Annotated in this window: 6 protein-coding genes; 3 read left to right on the top strand and 3 right to left on the bottom strand. The window is 67.9% G+C overall.

Annotation, left to right across the window (positions count from 1 at the left end):
- Positions 1-446 precede the first annotated feature (446 nt).
- From AB0G01_RS31890 to AB0G01_RS31880, 3 genes are all read right to left on the bottom strand, one after another.
- The gene (locus AB0G01_RS31890) at positions 447-1355 is read right to left on the bottom strand and encodes a pyridoxal-dependent decarboxylase (RefSeq protein ID WP_360953421.1); all 909 of its coding nucleotides are present in this window, start codon (positions 1353-1355) and stop codon (positions 447-449) included.
- Positions 1315-1590, bottom strand: coding sequence for a hypothetical protein (locus tag AB0G01_RS31885; RefSeq protein ID WP_360953419.1), 276 nt, complete (start codon positions 1588-1590; stop codon positions 1315-1317). The genes AB0G01_RS31890 and AB0G01_RS31885 overlap by 41 nt, the downstream gene beginning before the upstream one ends.
- A 320-nt stretch (positions 1591-1910) precedes the next feature.
- Positions 1911-5000: an amidohydrolase family protein gene (locus AB0G01_RS31880; protein ID WP_360953417.1), complete on the bottom strand. Its 3090-nt coding sequence runs from the start codon at positions 4998-5000 to the stop codon at positions 1911-1913.
- Positions 5001-5499: 499 nt separating this feature from the next.
- On the opposite strand from AB0G01_RS31880, the gene AB0G01_RS31875 reads away from it, so the two are divergent.
- The 3 genes from AB0G01_RS31875 to AB0G01_RS31865 all read left to right on the top strand — a co-directional run bounded on the left by AB0G01_RS31875 (position 5500) and on the right by AB0G01_RS31865 (position 12242).
- Entirely contained in the window at positions 5500-6159 is a 660-nt protein-coding gene (locus AB0G01_RS31875) for a hypothetical protein (RefSeq protein WP_360953415.1), read from the top strand.
- Between the two features lie 446 nt (positions 6160-6605).
- A complete protein-coding gene (locus tag AB0G01_RS31870) occupies positions 6606-11159 on the top strand; it encodes a polymorphic toxin-type HINT domain-containing protein (RefSeq protein WP_360953413.1) in 4554 nt (1517 codons plus the stop codon).
- Between the two features lie 756 nt (positions 11160-11915).
- Complete coding sequence (locus tag AB0G01_RS31865) at positions 11916-12242, top strand: AMP-binding protein (protein WP_360953411.1); 327 nt, start codon at positions 11916-11918, stop codon at positions 12240-12242.
- Positions 12243-12677: the final 435 nt, after the last annotated feature.

The following is a 12677-nucleotide window of genomic DNA, read 5'->3' as shown; positions in this document are numbered from 1 at the left end:
TGCCCATCCTCAACCAACACCACCTGCGAACGGTGCTCGACCGCTACACGGCCCACCACAACCGGACCACCCGATCACAAAGCCGGACTACACCTCGATACGCCGTCGACCAGTCCTCGGCGGCCTGATCAACGAGTACGAACCCACAGCAGCCCAACCGCAGGTCAGACCACGCGGCCGACTTTCGACACCCCACACCCTTGGGACAACAAGCCCGGAGTCAGGTGGTGTAGCGCTCGGCGAGGCGATCGAAGAAGGTGACGAGTCGTTGGCGGTAGGTGGGGGTGTCGACCAGCTCAGTGTGGCCGAAGGGGTAGACCTCGTAGCCGCGCAGTCGGAACTCGCGCCTACGGCCAGGACCGCAAGTCCCGCGCCTGGCTCGAGAATCGTCGGACGGGCGTAGGCGCGCGGTGTCGGGAGTCCGTCCGGGTTTCAGTCGAGGGACGTCAGCCGGTGGCCAGTTCCGCGCACAGGCGGTCGATGTGCCGCTCGGTGACGTGCGGCATGACCACCAGGGCGGCGTGCGACTCGTCGCGCACGAGGTGCCAGCGGTGGCAGAAGTCCTGCGGCGGTGCGTCGAACAGCACGATGGTCCCGCCGCGCGCCCGGCTCGGGTTGCGCCCCAGTCGCGCGAGTTCCCGCTCGGCGTGGGCGGCGGTGCGGTGGCACTGGAGCGCCCGGTCGGCCAGTCCGCGCCGGCCCAGGCGGCGCAACTCGTACCAGAGCAGTGCGGGGGCCAACGCATCGCGGGAGCCGGTGATCGTGTCGTCGTCCGAGCCCACGGCGACCCCCTCCTCCCGGATGGCCACCACGTCGGACTCCGGCACCAGGACCACGCCGCACGGCACCGGGCAGCCGATCACCTTGTGGCCGCTCATCGCGACGCTGTCCGCGCCCGAGGCCAGGTTCCACGGGATCGGCTCGTCGCAGAACTCGGCCAGCAGCCCGCCGAACGCCGCATCGCAGTGCACCCAGGCCCGGCCCACCCCCGCCGCCGCGAGCGCACGCCGCACACCGGGCAGGTCGTCGACCGCGCCCCGCCCGGTCGTGCCGATGGTGGCGGTGACCACCGCCGCCCGGCCGGGGTGCCGGGCCAACTCGCGGACCAGGGCGGAGGTGTCCATCGTGCCGTCCGCGCGGGTCTTGACCGCGACGTAGGGCATCCGCAGCAACCGGGCCAACTTCGGCAACGAGTAGTGCGCCTCGGCCGAGGCGTACAGCACGGCGTCGGGGTGCTGTTCCCGTGCCACCCACACCGCGAACATGTTGCCCTCGGTACCCCCGCTGGTCAAATAGCCGAACACGCGCCCCGGCTCACCACCGGCCAGGCCGATGAAGAAGTCCAGAACGGACACCTCGAAGGACTTGATGTCGATCCGGTACAGGCTCCGCTCGCGCGGGTTGCCGACGTTGCTGGCCGTGCACGGCCAGCAAGTCGGCCAGGGGTCGGTAGTCGAAGTCGAGGTTCACCGGGAACCCCAGCATCCGGTCGCGTTCCTCGCGCATCCACCGGAGCGCCTCCAACAGCGGCCGGATGTCGGGATCGCCGTCCAGGCCGATGCTCAATCGGGCGGGATCGGGAACGTCCATGATCGCTCACCTCCACGGCGTTGGTGGAACACACGGCCAGTCGCGGCTCGGTTCCCGCCCGACGGGGTGCCGGGGCGAATTCACGACCCACGCGTCGGCGTGATGGCGGGGTGGGTCCGGTCGCGCACGCCGATCTTGAAGCAGATGGCGTTGAGGTCGGTTCTCGACGTGCGCTCCGGGAATGTGCGAGGGCCGCGGCATCCGCAGGTCGGACGTACCGTCCCCGAGCAGCCGTGTCACGGGCTGGCGGCGTTCGGCGAACGGCGACCGGGCACGATCGCCACTTCCGCGACACCTCCCCTGATGGACCGACCGACCCCTCACTCTCCGATCGGCGGGCTGGTCATGGCGGACTCGCCGCAGGCCCGGTCGGGGGTGCACGCGTGCCGGCGGATCCGGCGCGCGGTCTGCGCAGGAACGGTCGGTCGACGCCGATCACGGCGGATTCCTCCCTGCAGGATGAAGTCCACTTGGCCCATCACGGCCATGTCGTCGAGTGGATCGCCGGGAACGGCGACCAGGTCGGCGACCGCGCCGGGCCGCACCCGCCCGAGTTCCGGCCGGTCGAGCAGGTCCGCCGCGACGGACGTGGCGGCCTTGAGCACCCGGTCCGGGGCAATGCCGACCCTGCGCATCGCGGTGAACTCGCGCCACGTCTCCTCGTAGGGGAGCATGCTCGCGTCCGAGCCCAGGGCCAGCAGCACCTCGCTGTCGGCCAGGTGGCGCGCCGAGGCCCGGATCTCGTCGGCGAACTCGCTGAACTTGGCACGCAGGAGACCGGACGTGCCGCGCCAGAACTCCTCGTCGTCCATCCGGTCGATGAAGTGGAACATCGCCTGGAGGGTAGGCACCAGGTAGACGCCGCGCTCGGCGAGCAGCGCGAAGGTGTCCGCACCTGCCAGGTTGGCGTGCTCGACCGAGCGCACACCGGCGCGCACCGCGCGTTGCACCGCTTCGTCTCCGAACGCGTGCGCGGCGCACGGCAGTCCGAGATCGGTCGCGGCCGAGACCAGCGCGTCCATCTCCGCCTGGTCGTAGGTCACCGCGCTCGGGCGGTCCGACGGTGAGGCGAACCCGCCGCTGGCGGCGAACTTGATCCAGTCCGCCCCAACCCTGGCCTGGCTGCGCACCCGCTGGACCACCTCGACCACGCCGTCCGCCACGGTGCCGACCTCCAGGCCGAACCGCGTGGTCAGATCCGGCTCCTTGTCGCCGTGCCCGCCCCGCGCCGAGATGATGTTCGGCGCGACGATCAGGCGCGGCCCGAGCACGACGCCGTCCCGAACCGCCTGCCGCAGGTCGACGGTGATGGGCGAGTCGGCGGTGCCCAGGTCGCGCACGGTCGTGAAACCGTTGTCCAGCAGGGTGCGCAGCGCCGGGAGTGCCCGAAGGGTCTGCTCGCCGTGCGACGCTGTGTGCAGCTGTTCGTCGACCACGTGCACGTGGCAGTCGATCAAGCCGGGCAGCAGCGTGTGCCCTGGCAGTTCGACGACCTCCGCGTCCGGGGGCACGGGTACGTCCGGGCCGACCTGCTCGATCCGGCCTTGTCGCACCAGCACGCGGGCCCCGATGTGCATACGCTCGCCGTCCCACAGGCGGTCCGCGATGACGACCTGCTCGGTGGGCACGTCGCGACGGGGTGTCGCCGCGGAGGGCGAGGGGCCCGCCGGTCGGTCCACCGCCTCGGCGGGCGACAGCGGCCGGAACTCGGCTCGTTGCCAGGCGTCGCCGGGACCCGGGTTGTCCGGCAACGTCCGGCCGCCCAGGCAGCGCAGCACACCCCAGGCGGCGTTGATGCCGGAGGACATCGCGTGGTCGAGCCACCCCGGCGACCACGCGACGTCATCCCCGGCCAGGAACAGCGGGGTGGCCGGTTCGCCGGGGACCGCGGGCGGACCGGCGAAGTCCTTGACGAAGTTGGCGAACAGGTCCCACTGGTAGGTGTACTCGCCCGGCCGGGCGAACCGGCAGAAGCCGCGGAAGTTCCGCTGGTTCTCCCACGAGATCGTGCACGCCTGGGCGTTCTCGGCCTGGGCGCGCAACTCGTCGGCGACCTCCGGGTGGATGTCGGCCAACTCGCGGACCAGGACGGCCACGCGTTCCTCCACAGTGGACGTCGCCAGCTTCATCGAGTCCTCGGCCCAGGTGAAGCTCAGCACCAGCACGCCGCGCCGGCCGCCGGGTTCCGGCGGCTCACCGTAGTCGATCGTGTAGGTCGCCCTGGGCAGCCGGTCGGTGATGGTGACCCCGTCCATTCTGGTGCCCTCCCAGAACGGCGACCGGGTCACCAGGACCGTCTTGGCCGACTGCCAGTAGCTCAGCCTGCGGATCGCCTGCCGCAGGCGCGGCCCCAACGGCTGGACCCCGTTGAGGGGGCGGAGTTCGACCGAGGTCTCCAGGATGTGCAGCTGGGGGGTGAACACGGCGGCCGGGTACCACTGGCTGGTGCCGTCCTCGCAGTGCACGACCACACCCTGCGCGTGGTCCGCCCCGACCTCGAGCGCGGTCACCGCCGGACGGGGCGCGCCGCCGTTGACCTCGGCGAGGCTGGTCGGTTCACCGTCGGGGCCGGTGGTCGTGCGATTCCAGAAGCCGTCCGCGACCGCGCCGATCCCGTCCTGCAGCAGGTGCATCGACGCGCCCTCGGTGGTCAGAACCATGCGCAGCGTCTCCAGGAACGACAGGTCGAAGAAGGAGTCGCACACCGTCGTCGCCACGTTCGTGGTCCCCAGCAGGTGCGCGTCCGCCCGGCTCAGGCCAACTCCGCCGGGATCGCGCAGGAACCGGTGGAAGGTCCACTCCTCGAAGCGGTGCACCAGGTCGCTCCACAGCCGCCTGGCCCGTACCCGGTCCCGGGCGACCAGCGCCTCCTGCAACTCGAACACCCCGATGCGGTGCAGAGCCGCCTCCCACTTGCGGTGGACTTCGCCGAAGCGCGGGTAGAGGGAGTACAGATCCGTGATCTTGCCCACCGAGTAGCTGGTCCCGTCGAGGTCGAGCACCGTTCGGGGCGTGACATCGGCGACGTACTCGTCGCGGAACGGTCTCCAGCGCAACCCGAACTCGTCGGTGTAGTGGCGCAGCAGACGCGCCGACTCGGGGAAGCGCATACAGCCCAACTCGACCACGGCGCTGTCCGACGGTGCCAGCCGCCGGGAGAACATTCGACCGCCGAGCCTGCGACCGCCGGGTCCGTCGGGCGCGGTCTCGGCCTCGTAGACGATCGGCCGGCAGCCGATCCGGAGCAGTTCGTAGGCGGCGGTCAGACCACTGCCACCGGCACCCACCACCGCCACCGGCGAACCCAGCGCGTGAGCGGGCAGCCGACCGATCCGCCGCCCGCCCGACACGTACTCGGCGTAGTCGAACGGAAAGTCGACCTGCAAATCAACGGCACGCGGCCCACTCACGCTGTCGCCCTCCTTGCCCGAAATCCGTGCGAATATTCCGCGTGGTCGCGTCGGCCCAGACCGGCATCGCCCACACATCTCTTCTCTCGTTGGAATGCGTATCGGCCATCCCACCGGCTTCTGACCGGCTTCTACGGGTATTCGGCCCGCAGCGGACACCAACTACGCCATCGGGGTCGGCCTGCGTTCCTCGGAGGCGACAGATCGACGTGCCCGTCCACTGCAACGTAACAGCGGGGCTGCTACCGGGTCCAGCGCCCGGCGGAGGGTCGGCTGAAGACCCCTCTTGTGTCGCAACGCCTGTGCGGCAACAGAGTGATGCAAAAATCCATAGTGGACTGTCGCCGAGGTGGACGACCACCCGGGGGGGCGCGCGACCAATGGGGGTTCTTGGCGACCGGGCGCAGAAGGTGGATTCCTGTGGACGTCACGGGGTTCTAGGCTGAGGTCGGCGGTTCATCCGGCCTGCCTCGCCGATCGCGCCAGCAGGAGGAAGATCATGACGGAAGCCACCGAAATCATCAACAACTACCAGGCACTGCTACCGGTCAAACAACAGATCCGGGCCAACGAGTTGCTCGCCGCCGCGAAACAGGGCCGCGTCCACCCCCAGCACCTCCAGCGACTGGTGATCGGCGAGTTCCTCACCCAACAGGCCGAGATCCCCCGCTACGGAGTGCTGATCGACCGGTTTCGGCACGAGATCCCGGCCGGCTTCTTCGCCTATGTGGCCACGGTGTTCATTGCTCAGCGACGACTCCTGGCCGACGCCGTGGCACCCGCCGTAGGCCTGAACGTCGACGAGTTGCGCCACGCGGACCTGCCGCACGCGGTCACCCAGCTCAACCAGGCCGTGGCCTGGGTGGCAGCCCACGCCGGTCCGGCCGAAGCCGCGATGGAACTGCACACCGACTTCCAGTTGTTCTGCCCTGTGGCCAACGAACTGGTGGGCGCGCTGCGCGAACTCGACAACGTCCCGGAGCCGGCGCTCGACTATCTGGAGAACTACTCCGAGCAGCCCGCCGAGATGAAGCAGCGCCTGCCCGAGGTGGTCGAGTACGGGCTGAACCAAGGCGAACCGGAGCGTTGGGTGACCCGCAGCGCCGCCGAGATCCCGGACCTGCTGTCCGACTACTGGCACTACATCGCCACCGGCTGACCGGTACCCGACAGGAGGCAGCACCAGCGGGCACCCCGGACATTCCAAGCCACCAGGCGACGTCCACGTGCAGACACCCAGTGCACTCGACCACGCGACGGACGCGACGACGCGCCGGCGAACTCCGCACATCCACCCCGGTGGCACCCTGAATCGGACGACACGCGCGCCACCGATATCGCAGAGGAACTCCGTCGGTGACCGCTCACCAGGCGAATCTTCGTCCGCGAAGTCGTCCTCCTGCCGACCCGCGAAAACGATTCCAGCGAACAGTCCGACGTCAAGTGGTCGATGGCGGGAGTGCGCGGTTCGGAGGTGGGTACATAGCCATCGGCTACTCCGGCCCGGACTGCCGACGCGCGGACCGGATGCCGGCTTCGCCGCAGCACAACGCGCTGCGCTGCTATCCGACGCGGTGGTCGCCGCCGAACCACACGGAACCGATCGTGGACTGGTTCCACAAGTACGTGGTGATGCAGGTGGTCGAGGACGACCGGACTGGCGGGTCAGCGCTGCTGCGCACGGCCTACGAGTACCTCGGCGATCCGGCGTGGCACTTCGACGAGAACGACTTCGGCACGGCCGAGCAGCGCACCTGGTCGTCGTGGCGAGGATACGGCACCGTGCGCACCCTGGCCGGCGAGCCGACAGGGGTGCAGAGCATCACCGAAACCCTGTACCTGCGCGGCATGGACGGCGACACCCTGCCGGGCGGTGCGAAGCGCGACGTCCACGTGGCCGACGCGGACGGCGGCAGCATCGAGGACCACGAACGCCTCCAGGGCTTCGTCCGCGAAACGCGCCAGTACCAGGGCGGCACGCTCGTGTCCGCCACGGTGAACGACCCGTGGCTGCACGGTCCCACGGCGGCCAGCGGCGACGACCGCGCGTACCTGCTCAAGACCGGCGTAGTTCGCGGCCGGACCCTGTTGGCGGACAACACGTGGCGACGCACGCAGGTCACCACGACGTTCAACCAGCAGGGCCTCACCGAGCAGGTGGACGACGCGGGCAACACCGCGGTTACGGGTGACGAGACGTGCACGCGGACCACATACGCGCGCAACGAGGGCGCGTGGCTGCTCAACGCGGCGTCCCGGGTCCGCACGATCGCCGTGGCGTGTTCGGCGGGCGAAGGCGCTGCCACCGACGTGGTCACCGACGTTCGTTCGTCCTTCGACGACCAAGCCCACGGCGCGGCACCGACTCGTGGCGACGTGACCACGGCAGAGCGCTGGAACGGCACCGGTTGGCAGGTCGTCGCGAAGACCAAGTACGACGACTACGGCCGTCCGACCGAAGCGTACGACGGTGCGAACAACAAGAGCACCACCGCGTACACCCCGGCGGCGGGCCACCCGGCCCGGACTGTGACCACCACCAACCCGCTGAACCACAGCTCCACCAATATTTTCGAGCCCGCCTTCGGCGCACCCGTGAAGGAGATCGGCCCGAACAGCGAGGCCGTCAACCTCGCCTACGACGCGTTGGGCCGGTTGACCAAGGTGTGGCTGCTCGGACGTGGTACGGACAAGACGCCGAGCACCGAGTACGCCTACGACTACCGCACCGACGCACCGAGCGTGGTGACGACCAAGTCGTTGCTGGAGAACGGAACCTACTCCACGTCGTACAAGCTCTACGACGGGCTGCTGCGGGAGCGGCAGACCCAGGTACCCGCGATCGCGGGCGGTCGGGTACTGACCGACACCTGGTACGACGCCAGGGGGTCGGCGTGGAAGACCAACGCGGCCTACTACAACGAGAGCGCGCCCGCGACCGCGTTGCACGGGGTGCTGGACAACGCCGTGCCGAACCAGACCGTGACCCAGTTCGACCAGCTCGGACGGGCCACCGCGGTCATCTACCGCAAGCTGGACGTCGAGCAGTGGCGCACGACCAACGGCTATGAGGGCGACCGCACGCACACCACCCCGCCGGCGGGCAACACCGCGTTCACGATCATCAAGGACGCGCACGGCAAGGTCGTGGAACGCAGGCAGTACCACGGTGCGACGACATCCGGCACCTTCGACGCCACCACGTACGCGTACACCCCCAAGGGCCAGCCGGACACGGTTACCGACCCCGCCGGCAACCAGTGGCGCTACGAGTACGACCTGCTGGGCCGCAAGGTGAAGGACCACGACCCCGACCGAGGCACGACCACCTACGCCTACAACGAGTTGGACCAGTTGGCGTCGACCACCGACGCACGCGGCAAGACCGTCGCGACGGTCTACGACGCGCTGGGCCGCAAGACCGCCCAGCACGACGGTTCTACGTCGGGTACCAAGCTCGCCGAGTGGAAGTACGACACCCTCAAGAAGGGCCTGCCCACCGAGACCATCCGGTACCTGGGCGGAAAAGCGTACAGCCAGAGGATTGGTTTCTACGACGCCTTGAACCGGCCCACCAGCACAGTCACCACGATCCCGACGGGCGAGGGCGGCCTGACCGGCAGCTACACGTTCCGCACTGGCTACACCCCGGTGACCGGGCTGGTCGCGTCGAGCACGATGCCTGCGGCCGGTGGCCTGGACGGCGAGGCCGTCCTCACGAATTACAACGAGCTCGACCTGCCGGTGAAGACGTATGGCCACCAGATTTACGCGAAGGAGCACCTGTACTCCAAGTACGGCGAGACGCTGCGGTTCACGCTCGGCGACGGCACGAACTCGGCGTGGGTCACGAACAACTTCCAGGAGGGCACCCGCCGCCTGGAGCAGACGATCGTCGACCGCAACACCACCACCGGGTTCCGCCTGGCCGACCGGACGTACTCCTACGACCCGTCGGGCAACATCAAGAAGATCGCGGACCAGCCGACCGGCGGCCCGCAGGACGTCCAGTGCTTCGACTACGACCACCTGCGCCGGATGAACCGGGCATACACGTCGGCGTCCGCCGACTGCGCAGTCCAACCCACCACGGCGAACCTCGGCACGACCGCGCCCTACTGGTACGACTACACCTTCGACAAGACCGGCAACCGCGTCTCGGAGATCAAGCACACCGCACAGGGCGACACGACCCGCACGTCGACCTACCCGGCGGCAGGCACGGCGCGTCCGCACGGGGTGCTCAGCGTGGACCAGGTCGGCCCGTCCGGTACGTCCCGCGACGAGTTCACCTACGACGAAGTCGGCAACACCAAGACCCGCAAGATCGGCGGCTCCACGCAGACCCTGGAGTGGGACGTCGAGGGCAGGCTGACGAAGGCGGTGGAGGCCGACGGCAAGACTTCCGAGTATGTCTACGACGCCTCCGGCGCACGCCTGATGAAGAAGGAGCCGGGCCGCACCACCCTGTACCTGCCCGGCACCGAACTGGTCCTCGACACGACGAACAACACCGTCAAGGGCAAGCGCTACTACGCCCACGGCGGCAATACCGTCGCGGTCCGCACCGCAGGCGCGGGCCTGGACTTCCTGCTCGCCGACCACCAGGGCACCGCGTCCCTGTCGGTGGGCGGCGGGAACCTCGCGGTGACACGTCGCTACACCGACCCGTTCGGCAACCGGCGCGGTACCGTGCCCGGGACGTGGCCGGACGACAAGGGTTTCGTCGGCGGGACGGAGGACCGGACAGGTCTGGTGCACCTGGGCGCCCGCCAGTACGACCCGGCGGCGGGACGGTTCGTCTCGGTCGACCCGATCATGGATGCGACGGACCCGCAGCAGATCAACGGGTACGCGTACGCCAACAACAGCCCGGTCTCGGACTCCGACCCGAACGGCCTGCGCAACTGCGGGCCGGACGGTGTCCTGTGCGGCTACGACCCGCGGATGTTCGACCAGGGCAACGGCTCCCCGAAGGCCAAGGAGGCCGCGCGGCAGCAGTACGACAGGGAGAGGTCCGTCTACACGGCGATCACCCGCTACTACGACCTCCTCAAGAAGAAGAACGCGGACACCGAACGCCAGGCGGCGGCCAAGCACGGGCGAAGTGAAGCGGAGTATCGCGAGGACAAGGCGGTTGCCTCGTCGAACAAGTCCTGGTGGGACGTGGTCACCGAGGAGGCGGGGGACATCGTCCTGGACCTCATCGGCTACAACGACGTCCGGGACTGCTTCACCAAGGGCGACCTGTGGGCCTGCGCCGGCCTGATCCCGTGGGGCAAGTTCCTCAAGGTCATCAAGAGCGCCGCCCGCGTGATCGGTGCCATCGCCTCCGCCAACAGGTGGGCGGACAAGGTCCGCGACGCCCGCTCCCGCATGCGCAAGGTCGATGAAACGGCCGAGGAGATGCGCCGGGCGGAAGGCGCTGCTTGCAACAGTTTCGTTCCGGGCACTCGGGTCCTGATGGCCGACGGCAGCAGCAAACCCATCGAACAGGTGAAGATCGGCGACCGAGTACTGGCCTGGGATCAGGAGACAGGCAAAACCGAGGCGAAACCGGTCACGGCGACAATCCTCGGCCAGGGCCTGAAGCACCTCGTCGAACTCACCATCGACACCCACGACGGAGCCAGGACCGTCACGGCAACCGGCAACCACCCACTGTGGTCACCCGAGACGAAGCAGTGGGTCGACGCGGCCGACCTCAAGGCCGGCGACCGGCTGCTCACCGACAGCGGCGACGTCGCCGCTGTGGCCGGGACCAACCACTGGTTCCAGGGGCAGCAGGTCAACAACCTCACCATCGACCAGGTCCACACGTACTATGTCATCGTCGGTGGAACTCCGATCCTCGTCCATAATGACGACGGCAGCATGACCGGTGCGAATGGCACGCAAATCACGAGTTCTACTGTGTGGGAACGCGGTGCGATGCGTATCGATGTGGAGAACCCCGACCCGGGTGGTCGGCCTGGCCAGATGCACCTACAGGTTCATGTCAAGGGTGTGAAGTCGTCCGACGGTCCCAAGTATCAGTACGACTTTGAGGCCAAGCGGTTTGCCGGATTGCCGAAGGGTCTGCAGAAGGAGCTGGCAAAGACTGACGTCAAGAGGGGAATCGCGAAGGGGCTCGGGTTCCTCGGCGAGGCTTGCCCGTAGAATTTCGGGCGTGACCGATGGGTAGGCGCGAAGGTGGGGATGTCTTGCTGCTCAACTCGATTGGATATGCAAGTGGAGTTCAACGCAATGTTCTCGGATCTGGTTCGGCCAGGGTTCCTGGAGCGGGTGACCAAGGAGGATGTCCCGGAGTTCTTCCAAGCTGCCTTGAATGCTGGGTGGACAGTCGACCCTAGCGGCGCCTGGGTCCTTCGACTCTTTTTCGAGGGCTACCGTGGAGATCGATCGTCGTTCGCAGATTTGACTGGATATGAGGCTGCGGTAAATGGACGATCCGTCCCGGATCTCGACCTGACGGGAGATCGTCAGGTGCGAGTCGAGATGTTGCTCAGGCGCGCTTACTCATTTGCCCATGGTGCACTCTTTGCTCTTCGTGAAATCCCTGATGCTCCACTTGGAAACGCCTACATCTCGATTGGACCCACGTTGTACGATGAGGATGTCATCACAGGGAGTGTGACATTCTGTGTGCGACACCCCGGGGAAAAGCCCTACTTGTCAGATGTTTCCAGATTCACTCTTGCTGGTGTCCTAGTGGTAGATTCCGAAGATTGCGGCAGCCCGTTGGAATAGGTCCATAAGTCTCCTCTTCGGACTGCGGTGCTGTTAGGCGAACTTCCCGGAAGTATGCCTTCGGAGGCAAGTCGAGAAACCCCACCGGGTGAATTCCGGTGGGGTTTCTCGACGTCTTGAGGGCAAGAGGAAGCGGAAATTGACAGGCGAACACCGCGCGCATCGGTGCTGCACAAGGGTGTTTGGTTCGTCTCCGTCGTCCGGCTTCGAGGTCGCGGTCGTGGCACCCCGTGCCCGCCCGCCCTGATCGCCGCCTACCGGGACCGGCACTCCATCGAACTTCTGCACGCCTGGGGGATGGCCGAGACGTCGTCGCTGACGACCACGGCGTTGCCTCCCCGTGGGCTGGACGGCGGGGCGGAGTGGGCCTGCCGCGTCAGCCAAGGCCAGTTCCCGGTCTCGGTCCGGGTGCGACTCGTGGACCATGACGGTGCGGTGGTGCCGAACGACGGCGTGAGCACCGGCGAACTCCAACTCCGGGCCCCTGTGTGATCGGCGCCTTGTGTCTGCCGATAACTCCATCCATGCAGGTGAGAGCGCGGTCGGGACAAGGGCTCGGGATGGCCCATGAGGGCGCCCGTGTTCCACTGGACCGGCGACTGGCGCGGCATGATGACCGGCTGTGCCGCTCCGACTGGCCTACCTCGGTGACCAACGCGTTCGCGTTGCTGCGCCTGCTGCCCATGAGCGACCGCGACAAGGACACGGAAATCCTGGCGCTACGCCACCAGATCACCATCCTGGAACGCCAACTCGGTGACGCCCGTCCACAGTTCTCCCCCGGCGACCGAGCATTCCTCGCGGCCCTGCTACACAGACTCCCGGTGCAAGGCGCTTCGCCGGTTCCGACTACTTGGTATTCCCGGAAACAGTGCTGCGGTGGCACCGGAACTCATCACACGACACCACGCGATCAGATCCCGACCC

Source organism: Actinosynnema sp. NPDC023587, from assembly GCF_040640215.1.
Lineage (GTDB): Bacteria > Actinomycetota > Actinomycetes > Mycobacteriales > Pseudonocardiaceae > Actinosynnema.
Note: the sequence above shows the minus strand (reverse complement) of the source record. Positions and strands in the feature narration are given on the sequence as shown.

Coding starts and splice junctions, on each gene's coding strand:
- AB0G01_RS31875 (WP_360953415.1), top strand. CDS start 5,500: ATGACGGAAGCCACCGAAATCATCAACAACTACCAGGCACTGCTACCG.
- AB0G01_RS31885 (WP_360953419.1), bottom strand. CDS start 1,590: ATGGACGTTCCCGATCCCGCCCGATTGAGCATCGGCCTGGACGGCGAT.